Genomic DNA, 22980 nt, shown 5'->3' on the forward strand with positions numbered 1-22980 from the left:
GTTCCAGAGGCCGATGGTCAGAACGGGGCCTTCATCACGCCCCAGACGGGGTTGTTGATGGCCAGGTCCATGTCGCGGGCGAAGATCGCGAAGCCGTCATAGCCGTGGTACGGGCCGGAATAATCCCAGCTGTGCATCTGGCGGAACGGCAGGCCCATCTTCTGGAACACGTACTTTTCCTTGATGCCCGACGCGACGAGGTCGGGACGCATCGCCTCGACGAACTTCTCCAGTTCGAACGCGGTGACGTCGTCGTAGATCAGCGTGCCTTCCTTCACGTAGTGCGGCGTGCGCTGATAGTCGTCGTTGTGGGCGAACTCGTAACCGGTGCCGATGATCTCCATGCCCAGGTCATGGTAGGCATCGACGACGTGGCGGGGACGCAGGCCGCCGACATAGATCATGACCTTCTTGCCGTCCAGCCGCGGCTTGTACTTGGCGATGACCGCATCGACCATCGGCTGGTAGCGGGCGATGACCTTCTCCGCGTTCTCCTTGATCTTGTCGTCGAAGAGAGCGGCGATCTTGCGCAGGGATTCGGCGATCTGGCTCGGGCCGAAGAAGTTGTATTCCATCCAAGGAATATTGTACTTCTCTTCCATGTGGCGCGCGATGTAGTTCATCGAGCGGTAGCAGTGGATCAGGTTGACCTTGGCCTTCGGCGTGTTCTCCAGCTCGGCCATGGTGCCGTCGCCCGACCACTGGGCGATCACGCGCAGGCCGATCTCCTCCAGCAGGATGCGCGAGGACCAGGCGTCGCCGCCGATGTTGTAGTCGCCGATGATGGTGACGTCATAGGGGGTGGAGACGAAGTCGGCCTTGGGTTCCGTCTTCTCGAACACCCAGTCGCGGATGGCGTCGTTGGCGATGTGGTGGCCCAGCGACTGGGACACGCCGCGGAAGCCTTCGCAGCGCACGGGGATGACCGGCTTGCCGATTTCCGCCGACTTGGCGCGGGCGACCGCCTCGATGTCGTCGCCGATCAGGCCGATCGGGCATTCCGACTGGATCGAGATGCCGTTCACCAGCGGGAACAGCTCGTTGATTTCCTCGATGACCTTGTGCAGCTTCTTGTCGCCGCCGAAGACGATGTCCTTCTCCTGGAAGTCGGAGGTGAAGTGCATCGTGCCCCAGCTGTCCACGCCGGTGTCGCCGATGTAGTAGTTGCGGCGGCCGGACCAGGAGTAGTAGCCGCAGCCCACGGGCCCGTGGGAGATGTGGATCATGTCCTTGATCGGACCCCACACCACGCCCTTGGAACCGGCATAGGCGCAGCCGCGGATCGTCATGACGCCGGGGATGGACTTGACGTTCGACTTGACGCCGCAGTCCTTGGCCTCGGCCTCCAGCACGTTCAGGTGCTTGGCGCGGCGCTTGCGGGATTTTTCGGGATAGGCTTCGAGGACTTCGTTGACGAGGTTCTTGACGTCGACCGTGGTGTTCTCGGACAGGCTCATAGCCGGCCTCCTGCTTGAATATTCCGCGCCGCTTCAGCGCGTGACCGAGCCCCTCCCTCCCACGCCGACGTCGCCCGGCCGGAACCGGTGGGCAGTCGTTGGGTCGACGTCGTGCGGGGCTGGGGAAAAGGGCCAGTGTTCAGGCGGTCCCCCCCGCGCCGATGGGGCAGGGGGGCCGGTAGGCAACCGTCGCTACGCCTGGGATCAGGCGCCGGCCTTCGCCGCTTCCTTGGCAGCCAGCTCGGCGAGCTGCTGCTCCTCGGTCTTCATGATGCCGAAGTCCATCAGCATCTCTTCCAGCTCTTCCATGGTGATGGGGGTCGGGATGCAACCCTGGCCGGAGTTGTTGTGCACCTTGCTGGCGAGCTGGCGGTACTCTTCCGCCTGCTTGCTTTCCGGCGCGTACTCGATGACGGTCATGCGGCGCAGCTCGGCATGCTGCACGATGTTGTCGCGCGGCACGAAGTGGATCAGCTTGGAGCCCAGGCGCTTGGCCAGGGCTTCGGCCAGATCGATCTCCTTGTCGGTCTGACGCTCGTTGCAGATCAGGCCGCCGAGGCGCACGCCGCCGCTGTGGGCGTATTTCAGGATGCCCTTGGCGATGTTGTTGGCGGCGTAGAGCGCCATCATCTCGCCCGACATGACGATGTAGATTTCCTGGGCCTTGTTCTCGCGGATCGGCATGGCGAAGCCGCCGCAGACCACGTCGCCCAGCACGTCGTAGGACACATAGTCCACGTCGTCATAGGCGCCGTTCTCTTCCAGGAAGTTGATCGAGGTGATGACGCCGCGGCCGGCGCAGCCGACCCCCGGCTCCGGGCCGCCGGACTCGACGCACTTGATGCCCTTGTAGCCGATCTTGACGACGTCTTCGAGCTCCAGGTCCTCGACCGAACCGGCCTCGGCGGCCAGGTGCAGCACGGTGTCCTGGGCCTTTGCGTGCAGGATCAGGCGGGTCGAGTCGGCCTTCGGGTCGCAGCCGACGATCAGGATCTTCTGACCGAGCTCGACCAGCGCGGCCAGCGTGTTCTGAGAGGTGGTGGACTTACCGATACCGCCCTTGCCGTAAAAGGCGATCTGACGCAGAGGCGCTTTGGCCATGTGGGTCGCTCCTGTGCTTGGGTCGTGGGGACTTTGCTTCGATCCGGTGCGGCCGGTTCGTGGCCGCTTCGGATTTCATGGAGTGCACGACCCGTGCCAGAGCGAAGGGAATAGGTAAGTTACTGTTTTATAATGATAAAATGCCGGGAGGGCGCCGCGCCGTCCTTTGTCGTGGTCCCGACACACACGACAAAGCCCGACATTTTGTCAGGTCTTTATGGCGGCGGGGTGCGCGGCGGGGTGCGGACAGCGGATTTCCCACTTCCCAAGGCCGAAGCCTACCGCCGTTCGCCCAGAGCCTCCGTCGCGACGACGATGCGCAGCGCCAGCTCTTCCACCGCCTCGTCGCGGTCCATGTCGTAGAGCAACTGCGCCAGCAGCCGGCCGCGCGCCATCAGGCGGCGGGCCAAAGCCGGATCGGCGGGCTTGGCCAGCAGCGCCTCGACCAGCCGTTCGCCGGTCAGGCGGGCCAGGGCGTCGCAGCGGTCGACCAGCCGCTGCTTCAGCGTGTCCACGGCGGCAGGGCGGCCGGCATGGGTCAGGTCGGCGCAGAAATGGTGCAGGCTGCGCAGCTGGCGCAGCAGGGCGGCGAACAGAAGGTCGTCCAGATCGCCGCCGGCCGCGGCCTTGCCGACAAGATCGAACAATGTGTCGGAAAGCCGCCATGCCGCCGACAGCCAGTCGTTCATCGCCTTGCGGTCGGCCGGCTCGACGAAGGGGCCGGACTCCTCCTTCGTCTCCTCCTGGTCGTCCAGGTTGCGAAGCGCGATGACGATCAGCCCATCGGCCTGGGCAAGGGTGGCGAGGCTGGCATGAAGCGCCTTCAGCCCTCGGTCGGCGACGAACCCTTCGATCGCCTCGGTGGCGCGGTACAGGGAGTAGCGGGCAAGCCGGCGCGACTGATAGACGACATCCTGCAACGCACTGCCGCCGCCCAGCGCCTCCAGCATCATCCGCCGCACCTCGAAGCGCAGCAGGGCGCGGGCCAGCCGGTCGATGCCGCCGACGTCGATGGGGCGGCGGTCCCTGGTCAGCACGTCGGCGGTGGCGCGGGCGTCGCTCTCGATGGCGCCGATCACCGCCTGGAGATGCCCCTTGCCGCCGCCGCGCATCCGGCTGACCAGCCCCCGCATCGCCTCGGCAAGGTCGATGGCGCTGGGCAGGCTTTCCTCATGGGCGGTGCGGCCGGTCACCAGCCGGTCGATCAGATGGTCGCGCACCCCCGGCAGCAGCACGTCGGTGACGATCTGCCCGATCGGCCGCAGCAGCGCCTCCAGAAGCCGGCCCGGCGGCTGACCGGCCAGTCCCGGCAGCGGATTGATCGGCTTGGGCACCAGCCTTGGCCGGTGCGGCTCCAGCAACTCCAGCACCGCGTCGCCGCGCAGGGGGGTGATGTTGCCGCGCAGAAGCTGGGCGAGGCGCAGGACCGTCCGCGCCTCGCCGATGCCGCGCGGCGGGAGACCGTCGGGTTCCGCCGGGGCGGCGGCTGCGGGCTGGGGAGGGGAGGGCGGCGTCCGGACAGGCGTCGGCGTGGCCACCGGCGGGGTGCGCCGGCGCCGACTGTCGTCGTACTTGGTCGGCCAGAAGGCCATTCGGGTGCCGCCGGATCATGAGCGTCGCTGTACTGAGTATGGGGACGGAGCGTCCGGCTTCAAACGGACAATCTTGCGACATGGGGCGTTGAGCCCTCCGCGCCTCTCTGCCGGCCTCCTGGCGGTTGCGTTGCTCAAGGCTTGGCACGCGCGCGTTTATACAATATCCATACTTGAATTAATGATATTCGGATGGGGCGGACCGGCGTGGTGGATGGGGTGACGACACAGGATGAATCCGGCCGGAAGACGGAGCCCGATTCGCCCCCCGATTCCCCGCTGGCCCTTCGCGTCCACCGCACCAACCTCGTCAACATCCCGGCCGCCACGCTGTGCGGCGAAGCCTACAACGACGAGCCGCGGCGCCTGCGCATCGGCGCCACCCGCAGCGAGCACGCGGCATTGTTCGAGGCGCTGGACGAAAGCCCCGACGCGCTGACCGCGTCGGACGTCTTCCAGCGCCATATGGCCGAGGTGTTCGGGGTGAATCCCGACTTCTCCGGGGCGGAGGGGCCGGACGGCAAGCGCCGTTTCCGTGCCAGCTACCTGCGCCTGCTGAAGGGCTGGATGTTCGACAGCAACCGGGCGGTAGGCGCGGTGATGAAGGGATGGGTGGAGAGCCGGTTCGGTCTGCTGCCGACCTTCCACGGCGAACCGATCCACCGCTTCACCTCCGATGCCTGGGCCGCCTATGGCGAGCAGAAGCAGTCGACCCGCTTCCACAACAACAACATCCACCTGCAGCTCGACCTTCTGTACGAGTTCTGCCAATGGACCATCCGTCGCGGCTGGCCCGATGCGCCGATGCCCAACTGGGCTTCGCACATCCGGCTGTACCGCGGCGTCAACGATTTCGAGGAACACCACATCGTCGCGCGGCCGGACCGGCGCACGGCGGTGCTGCGGCTGAACAACCTGTGTTCCTTTTCCATCGACCGCGACATCGCCGGCCAGTTCGGCGACTACATCCTCGACGCCTGGGTGCCGCTGCCCAAGGTCGTCTTCTTCCGCGACATCCTGCCGCGCTACCCTTTCCAGGGCGAAGGGGAGTATCTGGTGATCGGCGGGGATTACCGGGTGGGTGTGTCGCTTCTCTGACAACCTCACGTCCGGCGGCGGCCTGACGGCCGGTTCACCGGGCGCACCAGGAAAGGGCGGGCATTTCGCCCCATGGCATGACGGATCCTACGACTCTGACGGCCGAAATACGGTCCAGGGCGCTCGGCGCCTATCTCGGCCTCGCCTGCGGCGATGCGCTGGGGGCGACGGTGGAGTTCCTGACCAAGGGCGAGATCGCCCACCAGTATGGTGTCCACAAGCACATCAAGGGCGGCGGCTGGCTGAAGCTGACGGCCGGGCAGGTGACCGACGACACGGAGATGTCGCTGCATCTCGGCCGCGCCATCCTGTCGGGCCCGGAGTGGGAGGCCCACCGCGCCGCGGAGGAGTTCGCGCTCTGGCTGAAATCGGTGCCGGTCGATGTCGGCGACACGACCCGCCGCGGCATCCGCCGCTTCATCATGCGCGGCACGCTGGATGAGCCGGAATCGGAGTACCACGCCGGCAACGGCGCTGCGATGCGCAACCTGCCGGTGGCGCTGGCGACGCTGGGCGACGACGCGGCGTTCGAGCGCTGGTCGGTGGAACAGTCGCACATCACCCATTGCAACGGGCTGTCCGATTCCGCGGTGATCGCTCTGGGCCGGATGGTGCGGCGGCTGGTGCTGGGCGGCGGCGTCCTCGCCGCGCGGGAGGAGGCGAACGCCCTGATCGCCAGGCACCGGCAGTTCAAGTTCCAACCCTACCGCGGGCTGTCGACGGCGTTCGTGGTCGATACGGTGCAGACCGTCTTCCACTATTACTTCCAAACCGATTCGGTCGAATCCTGCGTGGTGGAGACGGTGAACCAGGGCGGCGACGCCGACACGACCGGCGCCATCGCCGGCATGCTGGCCGGCGCGACCTATGGCGTCGAATCGATACCGCCGCGCTGGCTGCGCAAGCTGGACCGCAAGGTCCACGACGAGATTTGTCAGCAAACCGACGCGCTGCTGGCCCGTGCGCCGCTGTTCCAGGGGAGATGAGCGATGGCTGATGTGGTGTTCTACGAAAAACCCGGCTGCGGCGGCAACGCCCGCCAGAAGGTACTGCTGGAGCAGGCCGGCCACCGCGTGTTCGCCCGTGACCTGTTGAGCGAGCCCTGGACGCCCGAGACGCTCCGTCCCTTCTTCGGCGACCGCCCGGTGGCGGACTGGTTCAACCGTGCCGCCTCCGCGGTCAAGAGCGGCGAGGTGGTGCCGGAGGCGCTGGACGAGGCCGCTGCGTTGGCCGCGATGGTCGAACGGCCGCTGCTGATCCGCCGCCCGCTGATGCAGGTCGGCGACCGCCGCGACTGCGGATTCGAGACCGGCCGGGTCGATGCCTGGATCGGGCTGGGCGAAGCCGGGACCGAAGGGAAGATGGAGGGCTGCCTGCGGCCGGACATGCCGCCCTGTCCGAAGCCGTGAGCCGTCAAACCCTGACGTGCATGAAGGGCGCGGGCCATGTCAACGCGTGACCTCGCCCGCCTCCTGTCGTAGCTTGTCGCCCCCAAGGCGACGACCAGCGGCAGACGAGGACATCATGTGCGAACTCCTGGGCATGAGCGCCAACGTGCCCACGGACATCTGCTTCAGCTTCGCCGGGCTGATGCGCCGCGGCGGACAGACCGGGCCGCACCGCGACGGCTGGGGCATCGCCTTCTACGAAGGCAAGGGCTGCCGCACCTTCCACGATCCGGCCCCCAGTGCCGAATCGGAGATCGCCCGGCTGGTCAGCCAATATTCGATCAAGTCCTGTACGGTGATCTCCCACATCCGCCGGGCCAACCGCGGCCGGGTGTCGCTGGAGAACACCCATCCCTTCACCCGCGAACTTTGGGGCCGGGTGTGGACCTTCGCCCACAATGGCCAGCTGAAGGGCATCAAGGACCGTGTGTTGACCTTCTACGAGCCGGTCGGCAGCACCGACAGCGAACATGCCTTCTGCTGGCTGCTCGACCAGATCCGCATGCAGTATCCCGAGCCGCCGAAGACCACCGCCGGCCTGATGAGGCTGATCCGCCATCTCGCCGCCGATCTGGGCACGCTGGGCGTGTTCAACATGCTGCTCAGCGACGGGCGGTATCTGTGGTGCCACTGCGCCACCAACCTCGCCTGGCTGACCCGCAAGGCGCCGTTCGGCGCCGCCACGCTGGTCGATGCCGACATGAGCGTCGATTTCTCCAAGGAGACGACGCCCAACGACGTCGTCACCGTCATCGCCACCCGGCCGCTGACCAGGGACGAGGCCTGGACGGTGATGCAGCCGGGGCAGATGGCGGTCTTCCGCGGCGGGGCGCTGGTGACGCGCTGAGCCGGGCGCATCCGGGCCGATTGTTGCTTTCCCGGAGACGATCTTTCGCGCAGAGTCCGGCTTAACCGCCGGATAACAAAGGAGCATCTTGGGCCTCAGAAACCGGCCGGTCTCATACGGCCGCAACAACCAAGAGGCTCCTTCCGTCATGACCACGATCCTGCACGTCGACTCCAGCCCGCTCGGCACCGCCTCCGTCACCCGCCAGCTGACCGCCTCCATTGTCGAGGCGCTGGTGAAGGCCGAGCCGGCGGCCACCGTCGTCACCCGCGACGTCGCCGCCAACCCGCCGGCCCATCTGGACGGCGAGTTGCTGCAGGTCGTCAAGCTCGGCGCCGTCGAGGGGCTGAGCCCGCGTCAGAGCGAAGAGCTGGCCCTGACCAACACCCTGCTCGACGAGTTCCTGGCTGCCGACGTCGTCGTGATCGGCGCGCCGATGTACAACTTTGCCATCCCGACCCAGCTGAAGGCCTGGATCGACCGCCTCGCCCAGGCCGGCCGCACCTTCCGCTACACCGAGAAGGGGCCCGAGGGTCTGGCCGGCGGCAAGCGCGTGATCGTGGCGTCCGGCCGCGGCGGCGTCTATTCGAGCAACCCGGCGCTGGCCGGCCTCGACCACCAGGAAGCCTACCTGCGCACGGTGTTCGGCTTCTTCGGCATCACCGACGTGACCTTCATCCGCGCCGAGGGTGTCAGCATGGGGCCGGAGGCCAAGGACAAGGCGCTGGCGGGCGCCGCGAAGGAGATCGAAGGGCTGCTGGTGGCCGCCTGAGGTTGACGGGGCGGGTGCCACACCCGCCCCATTTCCTACTGGAACGCCACCTCCGCCAGGCTGCGCAGCTTGCGGGAGTGCAGCGTTTCCATCCCGTGCTCGCGCAGCAACTCCATCGCCAGCACGCCGATCTTCAGATGCTGGTCGACCCGCTCGCGGTAGAAGCGGTCGGCCATGCCCGGCAGTTTCAACTGCCCGTGCATCGGCTTGTCCGACACGCACAGCAACGTCCCGTACGGCACGCGGAAGCGGAAGCCGTTGGCGGCGATCGTCGCGCTTTCCATGTCCAGCGCGATGGCGCGGCTCTGGCTGAAGCGCATCAGCGGCTCGCGGTGGTCGCGCAGTTCCCAGTTCCGGTTGTCGATGGTGGCGACCGTGCCGGTGCGCATGATGCTTTTCAGGTCGAAACCCGACAGCCCGGTCACCCGCTCCACCGCCGTCTCCAGCGCGCGCTGCACCTCGGCCAATGCCGGCACCGGCACCCACAGCGGCAAATCGGCGTCCAGCACATGGTCCTCGCGGACATAGCCGTGGGCCAGCACATAGTCGCCCAGCCGCTGGGTCTGCCGCAGCCCGGCGCAGTGGCCCAGCATCAGCCACGCATGCGGGCGCAGCACCGCGATGTGGTCGGTGATGGTCTTGGCGTTCGACGGCCCGACGCCGATGTTGACCAGGGTGATGCCGTTGCCGTCCGGCCGCTTCAGGTGATAGGCCGGCATCTGCGGCATGCGCATCAGCCGCGGGGCGGGGACGTCAGCGATACCGCCCAGATTCTGGTTGGTGGTGACGATGTCGCCCGGCTCGACGAAGCTGTCGTACTGGCTGCGGTAGGCGGCCAGATCGGCGTCGCCGGCCGGCTCCATGATCTCGCGCGACAGCCGGATGAACTCGTCCACATAGAACTGGTAGTTGGTGAACAGGACGAAGTTCTGGAAATGCTCCGGCGCGGTCGCGGTATAGTGGCGCAGCCGGTGCAGCGAGAAATCCACCCGCGGCGCCGTGAACAGCGCCAGCGGCTTCACCGCGTCCGGCCCGCCGTCGAAGGTGCCGTTGACGATGGTGTCGTCCATCCGCGCCAGATCGGGCAGGTCGAACAGGTCCGGCAGCTTGGTCAGCCGGTCGGGCGGCAGGTCGCCCTCGACATACATGCCGTGGGGGAAGGCGAAATGGATCGGGATCGGTTCCTCGCTGACGCCGACCTCCAGCGGAACGCCGTGGTTGCGCAGCAGCAGCGTGAACTGTTCCAGCAGATAGCGTTCGAACAGGTCCGGCCGCGTCACCGTGGTGGAATGGACGCCCACCCCCTCGACGAAGCCGTAGGACAGCCGGGTATCGACCCCGGCGCCGGATACGGCGGTCATCCGCACATAGGGGTAGCAGGCCCGGTTCCGCCCGCCTTCCTCCTCGCCCTGGGTGTAGGCGGCGAAGCGGTCGCGCAGGAAGGCGGTGTTGCGCTCGTAAATGTCGCGCACGCAGGCCAGCGCGGCTTTGGCATCGGTGAAGCGCCCGGCCGACCCGGGCTGGAGCGGGGCTTTATCGGTCATGTCGTCGAAGATGGGGTACGAATGACCGGCTGGGAAGGCCGAATTTCGGCCAATCCCCAGCACTTATCCCTTCGGGGGATGACGATATGCCCCCTCCGGTCAGTCGGCGTTCAGCCCTATCAGCGACTTGGCGAAGGCATCCGCATCGAAGGGGCGCAGGTCGTAGACGCCCTCGCCGACGCCAATGGCGTGGACCGGAATCTTGAACTTCTCCGCCAGCGAGACCAGAACGCCGCCGCGGGCGGAGCCGTCCAGCTTGGTCAGGATCAGGCCGTTGACGTTGACCATGTCGCGGAAGATCTCCACCTGGCTGTGCGCGTTCTGGCCGGTGGTGGCGTCCAGCGTCAGCAGGGTGGTGTGCGGCGCCGTCTCGTCCAGCTTCTTGATGACGCGGACGATCTTGCGCAACTCGTCCATCAGGCCGGTCTTGTTCTGCAGCCGCCCGGCGGTGTCGATCAGCAGCACGTCGACACCCTCGGCCTTCGCCCGCTCCAGCGCGTCGAAGGCGAGGCCGGCGGCGTCCGCCCCGGTGTCGCGGGCGACGACCGGGCAGCCGGTGCGCTCGCCCCAGATCTTCAGCTGGCTGACCGCGGCGGCACGGAAGGTGTCGCCGGCGGCGAGCATCACGCTCTTGCCCTCCGCCTTGAACTGGCGGGCCAGCTTGCCGATGGTCGTGGTCTTGCCGGTGCCGTTGACGCCGACGACCAGGATGACATGCGGCTTCAGCGCCGGGTTGAGAACCAGGGGCCTGGCGACGGGGGTGACGATCTTCGACACCTCGGCGGCCAGCGTCGCCCTGACCTCCTCCGGCGAGACCTCCTTGCCGAAGCGGGTGCGCGCGAGTTCCGCCGTCACCTTCGCCGCGGTGGCCGGACCGAGATCGGCGGTGATCAGCAGTTCTTCCAACTCCTCCAGCGCGTCGTCGTCCAGCTTGCGCTTGGTGAAGATGCTGGTGATGCCGTCGGTCAGCTTGGACGAGGACTTGGACAGCCCTTCCTTAAGCTTGGCGAACCAGCCCTTCTTGGTCGGCGGCGCCTCTTCCGCCGCCGCAGCGACGGGAGCCGGCATGGGCGCCGGGGGCGTCGGCAGTTCCGGAACGGGTTCCGGCTCCGGCATCGGGGCAGGGGCCACCGGGGCGGGCGCCACCGAAGCCGGGGCCGGCGGCTCGACCGGCGCGGCAGGGGCAGGCGGCGTGACCGGGGGCGGCGTGACGGGGGGCGGCGTGACGGGGGGCGGCTCGACCGGGGCCGGCTGAACCGGGGCCGGCTCGATGGGAGGCTGCGCGACGGGTGCCGGCGGCGCAGGCTGCGGCTCGGCACCCGGCGGTTCGGCGCTCGGGGGGGCGGGCGCCAGTTCGGGCACCGGCTCGACCTCCGGCTTGGGAGGCGGCGGAGCGGCCGGCGGCTCCGGCGTCCTTTCCGGTTCGGGTTCCGGCGCGGGGGTGGCGGACTCCTGTGTGACCGATTGGTCCTTCGCCGCCTCGTCCTTGGGCGCGGTCTCTTCGGGCTTCTTGCGGCCGAACCAGCGGAAGATCATGGAGTGTCCACTATGAGAGGGGTCAGAGCGGGGTGCCGGTCAGCACGCCGTCCTTGATGCCGGTGACGGCGGCGGGCACCAGCGAGCCGGGCGGAAAGGGCCGGCCCAGGCGGATCGCGGCGAAATGCTCGGTGCGGCCCAGGTCGTCCTTTTCCACCAGCACGGTGACGGTGCGGCCGACGAGTCCCGCCAGGGTGCGGGCTTCCGCCGCCTCGCCGACGGCGCGCAGGCGGGCGGCGCGCTCCTTGCGGACGGCGCCGTCGACCTGCGGCATGCGGGCGGCCGGCGTGCCGGGACGCGGGCTGTAGGGGAAGACATGCAGCCAGGTCAGGCCGCATTCCTCCACCAGCCGCATGGTGTTCTGGAACATCTCCTCGGTCTCCGTCGGGAAACCGGCGATGAAATCGGCGCCGAACACCACGTCGGGCCGGATCGAGCGCACCCGCTCGCAGAAGGCGATGGAATCGGCGCGGCCATGGCGGCGCTTCATCCGCTTCAGCACCATGTCGTCGCCGGCCTGCAGGGACAGGTGCAGGTGCGGCATCAGGCGCGGCTCGTTTTCGAGCAGGCGCCAGAGGTCGTCGTCCATCTCGATGCAGTCGATGGAGGACAGGCGCAGCCGCGGCAGTTCCGGCACCAGTGCCAGCAGCCGGCGCACCATCTGCCCCAGCGACGGCGAGCCCGGCAGGTCGGGGCCGTAGCTGGTGATGTCGACGCCGGACAGCACCACCTCGTTGTAGCCGGCCTTCACCAGCGCCTGGACCTGCTCGACGATGCCGCCGATGGGGACGGAGCGCGACGGCCCGCGGCCATAGGGGATGATGCAGAAGGTGCAGCGGTGGTCGCAGCCCTGCTGGACCTGGACGAAGGCGCGGGCACGGTCTTCGAACCCGCCGATCAGATGACCGGCGGTCTCCTTCACCGACATGATGTCGTTGACCAGCACCTTCTCGGCCGGCGGCAGGCCCCAGCTTTCCGGCTGCAGCTTTTCCTGGTTGCCCAGAACCTGATCGACCTCCGGCATCGCGGCGAAGCGCTGCGGGTCGATCTGGGCGGCGCAGCCGGTGACGACGATGCGGGCGTCCGGCCTCTCGCGCCGCAGCTTGCGGATGGTCTGCCGCGCCTGCCGCTCGGCTTCCGACGTCACGGCGCAGGTGTTGACGATCACCACGTCGTCCAGCCCGGCGCTGCGCACATGGTTGCGCATCACCTCGGACTCGTAGGTGTTCAGGCGGCAGCCGAAGGTGACGATCTCGGGGCCGGTCTGCGTCGTGCTGTCGGTCGTATCGCTCATACCGAAACCAGTTCGGCCGTCAGCCGGCCGCTGAAGGCGACCGCCACCGGGCCGGTCATCAGAACGCGGTCGTCCCCGGTCCATTCGATGGTCAGGGTGCCGCCGTCCAGCAGGATGTCGGCCTTGCGCCCGGTCAGGCCGCGGCGGGCCGCCGCCACCAGCGTGGCGCAGGCGCCGGTGCCGCAGGCCTGGGTGATGCCGGCGCCGCGTTCCCACACCCGCATGCGGATGGCGGTGGGCGACAGGACCTGCGCGAACTCGATGTTGGAGCGCTCGGGAAAGCTCGGGTGGTTCTCGAACACCGGACCGACCTCGGCCAGCGGCACCGCTTCGGCATCGTCGACGAAGAAGACGGCGTGCGGGTTGCCCATGTTGACCGCGACCGGTCCCGCGAAGCCGCCATGCTCCACCGATTCGACCCGCAGCGTGTCGGTGGGGGCGGCCAGCGGAATGGCGCTCCAGTCCAGCCGGGGCGGACCCATGTCCACGGTGATGCGGCCGTTGTCGGCGCGGGAGGCGTGCAGCAGCCCGGCGGCGGTCTGGAAGCTGGCGCGGTCGCGCCCGCTCTCCTCCATCAGCAGCCAGCCGACGCAGCGCGATGCATTGCCGCAGGCCGCGGCCTCGCTGCCGTCGGCGTTGTGGATCCGCATGAAGGCGTCGGCCCCCGGCGCCTCGGTCCGCTCCAGGATGATGAACTGGTCGCAGCCCACGCCGGTCTTGCGGTCGGCGATGGCGCGCACCTCCGCGCCCGAGGGGCGGTAGGGTTCGGAACGGGCGTCGATCACGACGAAGTCGTTGCCGAGGCCGTGCATCTTCAGGAATTCGCGGGTCATGGCCGCCGTTATATGGCGACCCGTGCGAATAAGTCCATAAGGCGCCGCGCAAGGCAGATTCGCGGGCTCGGTCGAATGGCCGGGCCTCCCGTCACGCCCCCTTGAACACCAGATGCTTCGACGCCGCGAAGTTGAAGAACATGCCGGCGATGGAACCGGCGGCCACCGCCAGGAACGGAAGCTCGGCGACCGTCTGCACGCCCGATTCCAGCCCGACCGACATGGCGTAATTCACCACGCCGCCGAAGGCGTTGGCGGCGATGAACTTGGCCCATTGGCGATGCAGCGGCTCGTCCGCCGCGCCGCGGAAGGTGAAGGCGCGGTTGAGCGCCCAGGTCGCCGTCGCCGCGGCGAAGAAGGACGGAATGCGGGCGGCGAAGAACTCCAGCCCCAGCGCCAGCCCGCCATAGAGCACGGCGGTGTCCACCAGCAGGCCGATGACGCCGACCGCGCCGAACTTGGCGAACTGCACCCCCAGCCGTCCCAGCCGGTTGTCCAGCAGAGTGGCGACCGGCCCGCTCACCGGCGGCTTTCCGCCCGGTCGACGGCCAGCGGCGGGTGGTTGCCCGGCGCGCGCAGAGACAGGTAATGCATGCGCTTGGCCTCGCGGCGGCCATGGGTGACGGTGTCCAGGATCAGCCCGCAGGCCAGGCTGAGGAAGGCCATCAGCATCAGCCCGGTCGCCAGCACCGCGGTGGGGACGCGCGGAACCAGTCCGGTCGCGAAATAGGTCATGATCACCGGTACGCCGAGGATCACCGACAGCAGGGCCAGCAAGCCGAACAGCCCGGAGAAGAAGGGCAGCGGCCGCTCCTCCTTCACCAGCATGATGATGGCGCGCAGGATGCGGATGCCGTCGCGGATGGTGTTCAGCTTGCTGTGCGACCCGGGCGGCCGGTCCTTGTAGGGGGTCTTCACCTCGGCGATCGGCATGCGCAGCTCCAGCGCATGGACGGTCAGCTCCGTTTCGGTCTCGAAACCGCTGGCCAGCGCCGGGAAGGACTTCACGAAGCGGCGGGAGAACACCCGGTAGCCCGACAGCATGTCGCCGATGCGGCTGCCGAAGATCTTGGCGACCATGCCGGTCAGCACGAGGTTGCCGAATCGGTGGCCGGGGCGGTAGGCGGCGACGATGTCGGTCACCCGCGCGCCGTTGACCATGTCCAGCTGGTCGTCCCACAGTCGCTTGACCAGCTGCGGCGCGCTGGCGGCGTGATAGGTGTCGTCGCCGTCGACCAGCACATACACGTCCGCTTCGATGTCGGCGAACATGCGGCGCATGACGTTGCCCTTGCCCTGCAGCGGCTCGTGCCGGACCACCGCCCCCGCCGCACGCGCGACCTCGACCGTCCGGTCCTGGGAGTTGTTGTCGTAGACATAGACCGTCGCCTCCGGCAAGGCGGCGCGGAAATCCTGCACCACCTTGCCGATCGCCGCCTCTTCGTTATAGCAGGGGATCAGCACCGCGATGGTCGGAGCCGGAGCGGCGTCCGTGTCGGCCCGCGCCGTTCCCAAAGGGGCGGTGCCGGCGGTGCCGGCGGTGGAAGCGGCGCGGTCGATGGTTGATACGGTCATGGCGCTGGCTTTATGGCTCGAAAAGGGCGGATGGGCGGTTACTGGCGATAAACAGCACAAACCCGCCGATTATTCCACTATCTCCCGAATTCAGGGCGTCCTGTCCACTGCGCAGAGGTTCAGGGTCTCGCCGAGATTGTTGGGAACCGTCCGGCAGCGCTGCGGGTCCAGCCGCAGGCCGAGCAGCGCTGCGGCCTTCGCCGCGCCGGGCGTGTCGGGGATCGTGCTCAGCATCAGGAAGGGGCCGCGGTGGGACGCCACCTTGTCCTTCAGGATGGCGAGATGGCCGTTGCCGACCGAATCCGGCTGCAGGAAGTTGGACTGGATGCGCACGAAGGTGAGGCGGGGCGGGAAGGACGGAATGACGTGCGAGATGGCCCAATACCCCGCCATCAGCACCATGGTGCCGTCGGGATCCTCGATGGGCGGCACTTCCGCCGTCACCCACTTGTCGGCCCAGGCGACGCGCCCCCAGTCGGCCGGCTGCACCGTCAGCTGCACCAGCGCCAGCAGGGCCGCGGCCAGCCCGATGCGCAGGCGGCGGGACAGCGGCAGCAGGCCGACCGCCATCACCAGCCCCAGCGGGGCCAGCATCTCCAGCGGCACCAGATAGCGGTAGATGCAGAACATCACCACCCACAGAACATAGGTGACGCTCAACGCGGTCAGCAGGAAGAGCGTCACCGGCCGCTCGGTCAGCCACTCGTTGCGCCGGTGCAACGACCATCCGATCAGCGCGCCGACGGCTCCCGCCGGCACCAGAACGAACAGCGCCAGAACCCGCATGTCGAAGAAGGGAACTTCGCCCACCGTCAGGGGGGAGAAGGTGAAGACGAAGGGGAAGAACAGCCGCTGCCACGGTTCTGGCGGGAAGAAGCTGACATTGACGTAGTCGGATATCGCGGCGAAGGGCGATTTGAAGATGTGGTTCATGTGCGGGAAGACCGGGTTCCCGTAATCGTGCCACAGATGGGCCATCCACACGCCGCCGCCCAGGACCAATCCCACAAGCACCCCGATGCCGAAGAAGAAGGCAAGCCACAGGCGCCGCCACGGCCGGGCGGGCAGGGCGAGGAAAGCCAGGCACAGCCCGACCGCATAGATCACCGTCGGGTTCTTCAGCCCCATCGCCACCCCGGCCAGCAGGCCGGCCGCCGCCACCCGTGCGAAGCTCGGCAGCGGCCGTCCGTCCAGGATGCCGGGCAGGCCGCCGGCGATGACGGCGAGCGCACCCAGCACGCCCAGGCTGAGCACATTGTCCTGGAAGGTGGTGCCGATCAGCCCCAGCGCCCCGCCGCCCAGCCCCCCCATCACCGCAAGCGCCATGGCGATCAGGCTTCGTTGCAGTGCCGGACCGTTCCGGAAGCAGGACGATGCCACCAGATACAGCAGAGACAGGTTGAGCCCCTGCAGCGTTCCCCACAGGAATCCCGCCGCCCGCGCCGGCAGATGGGTCGCCAGCCAATAGAAGGGCACGTCCAGGAAGGGGCTGTAGAAGGTCGGCATCTGCGCCGGCAGCAGGTCGCGTCCGATCCGCCCGTTCAGCAGCGCATAGGCGTTGTACCAATGGTAGTTCCGCAGATCCCAGTTTGCGTCCATGCCGAAGGCCAGCGTCAGCAGCCCGTAGGCGACCGGAGCCAGCAGCAGGAAGGCACGGCCGGTCAGGCGGGCACGGCGGTCGTCGTCAATGGTCGGCATCGGGTCGGGCGGCCTTCTTCGATCTCGATCAACTGGCTGGGGGCATCCGGCCGGAGCATGGCGGCTTGGTCAAACGATTTGGGCCAAACGATTTGGGCCAAACGATTTGGTAGGCGGTCGCCAAGCCCGCCGCAAGGGGCGCGGCGGATCAGCCTGCCAAGTTCGAGGAGTCCTGCGAGGGTGCCTGCGCCGGGAATTCCAGCCGCCGCAGCCGGTCGGCCAGCTGACGTTCGGCCAGTTGCCGTTCGATGAACAGCAGCGGCACCAGGGCTATTCCCAGCCCGTCCTCCGCCGCCTGGATGGCGACAGAGGTGTGATCGACGTTCAGCGCGGTTGCGCAGCCGTTGACTTTTCTCACGGGCATCCGTTGACTTGTCTCAACAATCATCGCCGAACAAATCATTTTTCCCGGCGCCGTCCGGCCGCTACCCTGGTACCGGCCGATGTGGGGAACGGGGTGGCGGGGCGTGGACGGAAAGAGCGGACCGGCGGTGCCGGCGCGGGTGGTGTGGGCGCTGGGCATGTCGCAGCTGGTCTGCTGGGGTGTGTCCTACTACCTCGTCGGCCTGTTCGGAGAGGCCATGGCCGCCGATCTTGGGCAGGGATTGCCGGCGATCTATGGCGGCTTCACCCTGGCGCTGGTGGTGATGGGGCTGGTGTCCTCCGCCGTCGGCCGCGCCATCGACCGGCGGGGCGGCCGGGTGGTGATGGTCGCCGGCTCCCTCCTGATGGCGGCCGGCTGCGTCGGGCTGGCGCTGGCGCACGGGCTGGTCGTCTATTACGCCTCCTGGGTGCTGCTCGGCCTCGCCATGCGGATGGCGCTGTACGACGCGGCCTTCGCCGCGCTGGCCCGCATCGGCGGACGGGCGGCGCGCAGGCCGATCTCGCAGATCACGCTGCTCGGCGGGCTTGCCTCCAGCGTGATGTGGCTGGTCGGGCAGTCCGTGGCGGAGGGGCTGGGCTGGCGCGGCGCGCTCCTCATCTATGCGCTGCTGGCGCTCGCGACGGTGCCGCTGCATCTGCTGATCCCGTCCGACCGCTTCGTGGAGCCGGTGCCGGAGCCCGTTCCCGCAGTTCAGGCGTCCGCAGTTCAGGCGTCCGCCGCGCCGGCCGCCCCGCCGCCGTCGGCCCTGGCGGTGGTTCTCTACGCGTTGATCATTGCGCTGACGGGGATGCTGAACTCCGGCCTTTCGGCCCATATGATCGGCATGCTGGCGGGGCTGGGAATGGCGCCGGCGCTGGCGGTGTGGGTGTCCACCCTGCGCGGCGTCGGACAGTCGGCGGCGCGGCTGGCGGAGATCCGGTTCGGCAGGCGGCTGTCCGCCTTCGGCCTCGCCATCCTGGCGACCGGGCTGACCGTGCCCTGTTTCCTGTTCCCGGTGGCCTTCGGCGCGGCCCCCGCCGCCGGCATCGCCTTCGCCCTGCTGTTCGGGGCGGGAAACGGACTGGTCACCATCGTGCGCGGCGCCCTGCCGCTGGTCCTGTTCGATCCCGCCCGCTACGGCCAGACCGTCGGGCGCCTGATCACCCCCGGATTCTTCGTCTCGGCCCTCGCCCCGCTGGTCTACGCGCTGGTGATCGAGCGGTTCGGCGACGCGGCGGCGCTGTGGCTGTCCTTCCTTCTGGCGGCGGGCGCGCTGGTGGCGGCGCTGGTTCTGGCGCTGCGTTTCGGCACCCGCAACCGGGCCTGACCGGGTCGAACAGAGTGCAATCACGCAATAAAAATGCGCGCCGGTGCATTCGCGCATGCCTGTTCGCTCATTGCGTGCCGGGAAAAGGGCAAGCTTCCTCTGGCAATGGCTTGTTTGGTCTGCTATTCACCACGCTCTGCATGCGCACGCTTGCGCCTTCTTGCGCGACAGGATTTCTGGCGATGGAAAAGTTCACGGTTCTCACCGGCGTTGCGGCGCCGCTGCCGATGATCAACGTCGATACCGACATGATCATCCCGAAGCAGTTCCTGAAGACCATCAAGCGGACGGGGCTGGGCAAGCATCTGTTCGACGAGATGCGTTACACCCCGGACGGGCAGGAGATCCCGGACTTCGTCCTCAACAAGCCGGCCTACCGCAAGGCCAGCATCCTGGTGTCCGGCGACAATTTCGGCTGCGGCTCCTCGCGCGAGCATGCGCCGTGGGCGCTGGCCGATTTCGGCATCCGCTGCATCATCGCCCCCAGCTTCGCCGACATCTTCTACAACAACTGTTTCAAGAACGGCATCCTGCCGATCAAGTTGCCGAAGGAGCAGGTCGACCTGCTGCTCGACGACGCGTCGCGCGGGTCGAACGCCGTCATCACGGTCGACCTTGAGAAGCAGACCATCACCGGCCCGGACGGCGGCACCATCTCCTTCGAACTGGACCCGTTCCGCAAGCACTGCCTGCTGAACGGTCTGGACGACATCGGCCTGACGCTGCAGCAATCGGCCCACATCGACGGGTACGAGGGCAAGCAGCGCGCCGGCCAGCCGTGGATGTGGGGCTGACCGCCCCCGTCCTCCCCCGATCCCCTTCAACTTCTGTCTTCTTGACGTCTGACATTTGGGAGTGCGCCCGCCATGGCCGCCAATAAGAAGCTTCTGTTCCTCCCCGGTGACGGTATCGGCCCGGAGGTGATGCGCCAGGTTCGCCGGGTCATCGACTGGATGGACCGCAAGCGCAAGATCACCTTCGACGTGTCCGAAGGCCTGGTCGGCGGCGCGGCCATCGACGCCCACGGCGTTCCGCTGTCCGACGCCACGCTGGCCGAGGCGCTGGCGGTGGACGCGGTGATGCTGGGCGCCGTCGGGGGCCCGAAGTGGGACAACCCCAGCGACTACACCAAGCGCCCGGAAGCCGGCCTGCTGACCCTGCGCAAGGAACTGGGCCTGTTCGCCAACCTGCGCCCGGCGGTGGTGTTCGACGCGCTGGTCGACGCCTCGACCCTGAAGGCCGACGTCATCCGCGGCCTGGACATCCTGATCGTCCGCGAGCTGACCGGCGGCGTCTATTTCGGTGAGCCGCGCGGCATCACCGAAATCGGCAACGGCGAGCGCCGCGGCGTCAACACCCAGGTCTACACCACGCCGGAAATCCGCCGCGTCGCCCGCGTCGCGTTCGAGCTGGCCCGCAAGCGCGGCAACAAGCTCTGCTCGATGGAAAAGGCGAACGTCATGGAATCCGGCCTGCTGTGGCGGCAGGAAGTGACCAAGCTGCACCAGGAGGAATTCCAGGACGTCGAGCTGAGCCACATGTACGCCGACAACGGCGCCATGCAGCTGCTGAAGAACCCGAAGCAGTTCGACGTGATCGTCACCGACAACCTGTTCGGCGACATCCTGTCGGACGAGGCGGCGATGATGACCGGCTCGCTCGGCATGCTGCCGTCGGCCTCGCTGGGCGCCCCGGATGCCAACGGCAACCGCAAGGCCCTGTACGAGCCGGTGCACGGCTCCGCCCCGGACATCGCCGGCCGCGATCTGGCCAACCCCTGCGCCACCATGCTGTCCTTCGCGATGTGCCTGCGCTACTCGTTCGACCTGGACGAGGACGCCAAGCTGATCGAGCGGGCCATCCAGAACGTGCTGGGCGGCGGCATGCGCACGGCTGACATCATGGCCCCGGGCATGGCGCGCTGCTCGACCACCGTCATGGGCGACTCGATCCTGCGCGAGCTGGACAAGCTGGCCTCCTGATCGGCCGGCTGGCCTTCGGGAACCGTCAGGTCTTCAAGAAAAAGGCCCCCGTCCGCGAGGACGGGGGCCTTTTTCGTCTGCACGGACCGCGGCGTTTCAATCGCCCCCGGCAGGTCGGTCGGCCGACGACCGTCCGCCATGGCTCGCCTGTCCGCCCTTGCGGCCGGCTTCCGCCGCCAGCGAGGGGTTCTTGGAAAAGCTGCGCGAGGACGCGGGCACGCTACGCCCACCCTTGCGCCCGGCTTCGGCGGCGAGTTCCGGGTTCTTCGAAAAGCTGCGTTTGTCGGCCGGCACGCTTTCGCCACCCTTGCTGGCGATCTGACGTTGCCTATCAGGGTCCATCGACGCGAAGCCGCGGCCCGACGTACGATTGCTCTCTTTCGAGGCCATAACCAACCTCCGACTGTGCATTGCTGAGTCGAAAACCGGACAGCCGTGGGTTGGTTCCAGATAACGGACAAATTCTGCAACCGGAACTGTCGGTGCGGCCAGCAATGCAGGGCGGGGGCGGGGAACCGAACCCGGAACGCGCCCGAACGCGCCCGAACGCTCCGACTCACCCTGCCGTTTCCAGCCTTCCGATCGCCTCGGCCAGCGCCACCAGCCGCCGGGCGTTCTCGACATGGAGGCTCTCCACCAGCTTGCCGTCGACCAGCACCACGCCCTTGCCGGCCGCCGCGGCCTCCGCATGGGCGGCGATGATGCGGTGGGCCTGGGCGATCTCGTCGGCATCGGGGGCGAAGGCGGCGTTGCAGGCGGCGATCGTCTTGGGATGGATCAGCGTCTTGCCGTCGAAGCCCAGCTCGCGCCCCTGCCGGCAGGAGGCGGCGAAGCCCTCGTCGTCGTTCAGGTCCAGATGCACGCCGTCCAGCACCGCCAGCCCATAGGCGCGCGCCGCCAGCAGGCAGAGCCCCAGACTGGTGATCATCGGCAGCCGCTGTGCCGTATGGGCGGCATGCAGATCCTTGGCGAGGTCCGACGTGCCGAGAACCAGCGCCCCGACGGCGGGGGAGGCTCCGGCGATCTCCTTGACGTTCAGGATGCCGAGCGGCGTCTCCATCATGCACCAGATCGTCTGGCCGGCCGGTGCCCCGGCGCTGCGCAGGACCGCTTCGGCCTGCCGCACCGCGTCGGCGCTCTCCACCTTCGGCAGCAGCACCGCGTCCGCACCGCTGGCCGCCGCCATGCGCAGGTCGTCATAGCCCCAGGGGGTGTTCAGCCCATTTACGCGGACGATCAGCTCCCGTCCGCCATAGCCGCCGGTGGCGAGCGCCTGGGCGATGGTGTCGCGCGCCGTGGCCTTGGCGTCGGGGGCGACCGCATCCTCCAGGTCCAGGATCAGCCCGTCGGCGGGCAGGCTGCGCCCCTTCTCCAGGGCGCGGGCGTTCGAGCCCGGCATGTAGAGCACGCTGCGGCGGGGGCGGACGGTCGTGGCCATGGCGATTTCCCGGTACTGCGGATGGTTGGAGCAGGCAGCTTTAGCCGCCCATTCCCGACCTGTCCATGGGCCATGCCTCCCCACTCGTCGCCGCCAACGGGCATATGCATGGCAGCCATGCCGCACCCCCCGGCCATCGCGACGGAGTCGGCGGCTTTACGCCCGCTGGACCGTCGCTTACGCTCGTCTCCATGAAAAGCGTCCTCACCATCCAATCGCACGTCGCCTATGGCTATGTCGGCAACCGGGCCGCGGTGTTCCCGCTGCAGCGGCTGGGGATCGACGCCACGGCGGTGAACACCGTCCAGTTCTCCAACCACACCGGCTATGGCGCCTGGACCGGGCAGGTCTTCACGGCGGAGCATATCGCCGACATCGTGGACGGCATCGCCGCCCGCGGCGTGCTGCCGGCACAGGATGCGGTGCTGTCCGGCTATATGGGCGCCGTCGAACTGGGGCAGGTGATCGTCGAAACCGCGGCGCGGGTGAAGGCGGCCAATCCGGGGGCGGTCTATTGCTGCGATCCGGTGATGGGCGACGTCGGCCGCGGCTTTTTCGTGCGGCCCGGCCTGCCGGAGTTCATCCGCGACCATGCGGTCCCCGCCGCCGACCTGATGACGCCCAACCAGTTCGAACTGGAATACCTGACCGACCGCAAGGTAGCGACGCTGGGCGACGCGCTGGCGGCGACCGCGGCGTTGCGCGCCCGCGGGCCGCGGCTGGTGCTTGTCACCAGCCTGACCCGCAGCGACGCCGATCCCGAGAGCATCGAGATGCTGGTGGACGGTGCGGACGGCGCCTGGCTGGTGGCGACGCCTCGCCTGACCTTCGATCCGCCGCCCAACGGGTCGGGCGACGCGGTGGCGGCGCTGTTCCTCGCCCATTATCTGACGGCCTTCGATCCCGCCGACGCGCTGGAGAAGGCGGCTGCGGCGATCTTCGCCATCTTCGAGACGACCAAGCGTCTGGGCACGCGCGAGCTTCAGCTGGTTGCCGCCCAGGACGATTTCGTCGATCCGCCCCGCCGCTTCGCCGCAACCCGCCTGCGCTGAGGTCCGCTTCGCCTGTAGTCCG

The 22980-nt window shown here is 68.2% G+C and carries 22 protein-coding genes; 9 read left to right on the forward strand and 13 right to left on the reverse strand.

The window, feature by feature from the left end; translation table 11 throughout:
* Positions 1-17: 17 nt before the first annotated feature.
* The 3 genes from nifD to DM194_RS02565 all read right to left on the reverse strand — a co-directional run bounded on the left by nifD (position 18) and on the right by DM194_RS02565 (position 4150).
* Entirely contained in the window at positions 18-1457 is a 1440-nt protein-coding gene (gene nifD / locus DM194_RS02555; RefSeq protein ID WP_111065782.1) for a nitrogenase molybdenum-iron protein alpha chain, read from the reverse strand.
* A 204-nt stretch (positions 1458-1661) separates the two neighbouring features.
* The gene (gene nifH / locus DM194_RS02560) at positions 1662-2558 is read right to left on the reverse strand and encodes a nitrogenase iron protein (RefSeq protein WP_085088510.1); all 897 of its coding nucleotides are present in this window, start codon (positions 2556-2558) and stop codon (positions 1662-1664) included.
* Between the two features lie 278 nt (positions 2559-2836).
* Positions 2837-4150, reverse strand: a complete 1314-nt coding sequence (locus tag DM194_RS02565; RefSeq protein ID WP_111065783.1) for a hypothetical protein — start codon at positions 4148-4150, stop codon at positions 2837-2839.
* A 207-nt stretch (positions 4151-4357) separates the two neighbouring features.
* Between DM194_RS02565 and DM194_RS02570 the strand changes: the two genes are divergently transcribed.
* From DM194_RS02570 to DM194_RS02590, 5 genes are all read left to right on the forward strand, one after another.
* Positions 4358-5248 (forward strand): NAD(+)--dinitrogen-reductase ADP-D-ribosyltransferase, encoded by an 891-nt coding sequence (locus tag DM194_RS02570; protein WP_111067684.1) that lies wholly within the window; start codon positions 4358-4360, stop codon positions 5246-5248.
* A 77-nt stretch (positions 5249-5325) separates the two neighbouring features.
* Positions 5326-6234, forward strand: coding sequence for an ADP-ribosyl-[dinitrogen reductase] hydrolase (draG, locus tag DM194_RS02575; protein WP_111065784.1), 909 nt, complete (start codon positions 5326-5328; stop codon positions 6232-6234).
* Positions 6235-6237: 3 nt separating this feature from the next.
* Positions 6238-6657: an ArsC/Spx/MgsR family protein gene (locus DM194_RS02580; RefSeq protein ID WP_111065785.1), complete on the forward strand. Its 420-nt coding sequence runs from the start codon at positions 6238-6240 to the stop codon at positions 6655-6657.
* Between the two features lie 115 nt (positions 6658-6772).
* Positions 6773-7543 (forward strand): class II glutamine amidotransferase, encoded by a 771-nt coding sequence (locus DM194_RS02585; protein ID WP_111065786.1) that lies wholly within the window; start codon positions 6773-6775, stop codon positions 7541-7543.
* Positions 7544-7691: 148 nt separating this feature from the next.
* Positions 7692-8315: an FMN-dependent NADH-azoreductase gene (locus DM194_RS02590; RefSeq protein ID WP_111065787.1), complete on the forward strand. Its 624-nt coding sequence runs from the start codon at positions 7692-7694 to the stop codon at positions 8313-8315.
* A 35-nt stretch (positions 8316-8350) separates the two neighbouring features.
* On the opposite strand, the gene DM194_RS02595 is transcribed toward DM194_RS02590, so the two are convergent.
* The 8 genes from DM194_RS02595 to DM194_RS02630 form a co-directional block, all read right to left on the reverse strand.
* Positions 8351-9859: an AMP nucleosidase gene (locus DM194_RS02595; protein WP_111065788.1), complete on the reverse strand. Its 1509-nt coding sequence runs from the start codon at positions 9857-9859 to the stop codon at positions 8351-8353.
* Positions 9860-9958: 99 nt separating this feature from the next.
* Positions 9959-11395, reverse strand: coding sequence for a signal recognition particle-docking protein FtsY (ftsY, locus tag DM194_RS02600; protein ID WP_111065789.1), 1437 nt, complete (start codon positions 11393-11395; stop codon positions 9959-9961).
* Positions 11396-11417: 22 nt separating this feature from the next.
* Positions 11418-12689, reverse strand: coding sequence for a tRNA (N(6)-L-threonylcarbamoyladenosine(37)-C(2))-methylthiotransferase MtaB (gene mtaB / locus DM194_RS02605; RefSeq protein WP_111065790.1), 1272 nt, complete (start codon positions 12687-12689; stop codon positions 11418-11420).
* Positions 12686-13522 carry a diaminopimelate epimerase gene (gene dapF, locus DM194_RS02610; protein WP_111065791.1) on the reverse strand — a complete coding sequence of 279 codons (837 nt, stop codon included), beginning with the start codon at positions 13520-13522 and terminating at the stop codon, positions 12686-12688. The genes mtaB and dapF overlap by 4 nt, the downstream gene beginning before the upstream one ends.
* Before the next feature lie 91 nt (positions 13523-13613).
* Positions 13614-14045 (reverse strand): GtrA family protein, encoded by a 432-nt coding sequence (locus tag DM194_RS02615; RefSeq protein WP_176581363.1) that lies wholly within the window; start codon positions 14043-14045, stop codon positions 13614-13616.
* Positions 14042-15097, reverse strand: a complete 1056-nt coding sequence (locus DM194_RS02620; RefSeq protein ID WP_111065792.1) for a glycosyltransferase family 2 protein — start codon at positions 15095-15097, stop codon at positions 14042-14044. The genes DM194_RS02615 and DM194_RS02620 overlap by 4 nt, the downstream gene beginning before the upstream one ends.
* A gap of 90 nt (positions 15098-15187) precedes the next feature.
* Positions 15188-16795, reverse strand: coding sequence for a hypothetical protein (locus DM194_RS02625; RefSeq protein WP_111065793.1), 1608 nt, complete (start codon positions 16793-16795; stop codon positions 15188-15190).
* Between the two features lie 148 nt (positions 16796-16943).
* Positions 16944-17159 (reverse strand): type 2 periplasmic-binding domain-containing protein, encoded by a 216-nt coding sequence (locus DM194_RS02630; RefSeq protein ID WP_111065794.1) that lies wholly within the window; start codon positions 17157-17159, stop codon positions 16944-16946.
* A gap of 103 nt (positions 17160-17262) precedes the next feature.
* Between DM194_RS02630 and DM194_RS02635 the strand changes: the two genes are divergently transcribed.
* The 3 genes from DM194_RS02635 to leuB all read left to right on the forward strand — a co-directional run bounded on the left by DM194_RS02635 (position 17263) and on the right by leuB (position 20468).
* On the forward strand, positions 17263-18486 hold the full coding sequence (locus DM194_RS02635) for an MFS transporter (RefSeq protein ID WP_246024255.1): 1224 nt from the start codon (positions 17263-17265) through the stop codon (positions 18484-18486).
* Positions 18487-18668: 182 nt separating this feature from the next.
* Positions 18669-19280 (forward strand): 3-isopropylmalate dehydratase small subunit, encoded by a 612-nt coding sequence (gene leuD, locus DM194_RS02640; RefSeq protein WP_111065795.1) that lies wholly within the window; start codon positions 18669-18671, stop codon positions 19278-19280.
* Between the two features lie 72 nt (positions 19281-19352).
* Complete coding sequence (gene leuB / locus DM194_RS02645) at positions 19353-20468, forward strand: 3-isopropylmalate dehydrogenase (protein WP_111065796.1); 1116 nt, start codon at positions 19353-19355, stop codon at positions 20466-20468.
* A gap of 96 nt (positions 20469-20564) precedes the next feature.
* Here the strand turns inward: leuB and DM194_RS02650 are convergent, their stop codons facing one another.
* Together DM194_RS02650 and DM194_RS02655 are read right to left on the reverse strand one after the other, a co-directional pair.
* The gene (locus tag DM194_RS02650) at positions 20565-20858 is read right to left on the reverse strand and encodes a con-10 family general stress protein (protein WP_111065797.1); all 294 of its coding nucleotides are present in this window, start codon (positions 20856-20858) and stop codon (positions 20565-20567) included.
* A gap of 166 nt (positions 20859-21024) precedes the next feature.
* Positions 21025-21906 (reverse strand): HpcH/HpaI aldolase/citrate lyase family protein, encoded by an 882-nt coding sequence (locus DM194_RS02655; RefSeq protein WP_111065798.1) that lies wholly within the window; start codon positions 21904-21906, stop codon positions 21025-21027.
* 191 nt (positions 21907-22097) lie between these two features.
* Between DM194_RS02655 and pdxY the strand changes: the two genes are divergently transcribed.
* Positions 22098-22958, forward strand: a complete 861-nt coding sequence (gene pdxY / locus DM194_RS02660) for a pyridoxal kinase PdxY (protein ID WP_111065799.1) — start codon at positions 22098-22100, stop codon at positions 22956-22958.
* The last annotated feature ends 22 nt before the right edge of the window (positions 22959-22980 follow it).

The organism is Azospirillum ramasamyi, assembly GCF_003233655.1.
GTDB lineage: Bacteria > Pseudomonadota > Alphaproteobacteria > Azospirillales > Azospirillaceae > Azospirillum > Azospirillum ramasamyi.

What these genes read in the sequence shown, in the direction of transcription:
- DM194_RS02580 (WP_111065785.1), top strand. Translation starts at nt 6,238, where the DNA reads ATGGCTGATGTGGTGTTCTACGAAAAACCCGGCTGCGGCGGCAACGCC.
- leuD (WP_111065795.1), top strand. Translation starts at nt 18,669, where the DNA reads ATGGAAAAGTTCACGGTTCTCACCGGCGTTGCGGCGCCGCTGCCGATG.
- DM194_RS02620 (WP_111065792.1), bottom strand. Translation starts at nt 15,097, where the DNA reads ATGACCGTATCAACCATCGACCGCGCCGCTTCCACCGCCGGCACCGCC.
- DM194_RS02585 (WP_111065786.1), top strand. Translation starts at nt 6,773, where the DNA reads ATGTGCGAACTCCTGGGCATGAGCGCCAACGTGCCCACGGACATCTGC.
- ftsY (WP_111065789.1), bottom strand. Translation starts at nt 11,395, where the DNA reads ATGATCTTCCGCTGGTTCGGCCGCAAGAAGCCCGAAGAGACCGCGCCC.
- DM194_RS02650 (WP_111065797.1), bottom strand. Translation starts at nt 20,858, where the DNA reads ATGGCCTCGAAAGAGAGCAATCGTACGTCGGGCCGCGGCTTCGCGTCG.
- DM194_RS02655 (WP_111065798.1), bottom strand. Translation starts at nt 21,906, where the DNA reads ATGGCCACGACCGTCCGCCCCCGCCGCAGCGTGCTCTACATGCCGGGC.
- DM194_RS02565 (WP_111065783.1), bottom strand. Translation starts at nt 4,150, where the DNA reads ATGGCCTTCTGGCCGACCAAGTACGACGACAGTCGGCGCCGGCGCACC.
- dapF (WP_111065791.1), bottom strand. Translation starts at nt 13,522, where the DNA reads ATGACCCGCGAATTCCTGAAGATGCACGGCCTCGGCAACGACTTCGTC.
- DM194_RS02625 (WP_111065793.1), bottom strand. Translation starts at nt 16,795, where the DNA reads ATGCCGACCATTGACGACGACCGCCGTGCCCGCCTGACCGGCCGTGCC.
- DM194_RS02590 (WP_111065787.1), top strand. Translation starts at nt 7,692, where the DNA reads ATGACCACGATCCTGCACGTCGACTCCAGCCCGCTCGGCACCGCCTCC.
- leuB (WP_111065796.1), top strand. Translation starts at nt 19,353, where the DNA reads ATGGCCGCCAATAAGAAGCTTCTGTTCCTCCCCGGTGACGGTATCGGC.
- nifH (WP_085088510.1), bottom strand. Translation starts at nt 2,558, where the DNA reads ATGGCCAAAGCGCCTCTGCGTCAGATCGCCTTTTACGGCAAGGGCGGT.
- pdxY (WP_111065799.1), top strand. Translation starts at nt 22,098, where the DNA reads ATGAAAAGCGTCCTCACCATCCAATCGCACGTCGCCTATGGCTATGTC.
- DM194_RS02630 (WP_111065794.1), bottom strand. Translation starts at nt 17,159, where the DNA reads ATGCCCGTGAGAAAAGTCAACGGCTGCGCAACCGCGCTGAACGTCGAT.
- draG (WP_111065784.1), top strand. Translation starts at nt 5,326, where the DNA reads ATGACGGATCCTACGACTCTGACGGCCGAAATACGGTCCAGGGCGCTC.
- mtaB (WP_111065790.1), bottom strand. Translation starts at nt 12,689, where the DNA reads ATGAGCGATACGACCGACAGCACGACGCAGACCGGCCCCGAGATCGTC.
- nifD (WP_111065782.1), bottom strand. Translation starts at nt 1,457, where the DNA reads ATGAGCCTGTCCGAGAACACCACGGTCGACGTCAAGAACCTCGTCAAC.
- DM194_RS02595 (WP_111065788.1), bottom strand. Translation starts at nt 9,859, where the DNA reads ATGACCGATAAAGCCCCGCTCCAGCCCGGGTCGGCCGGGCGCTTCACC.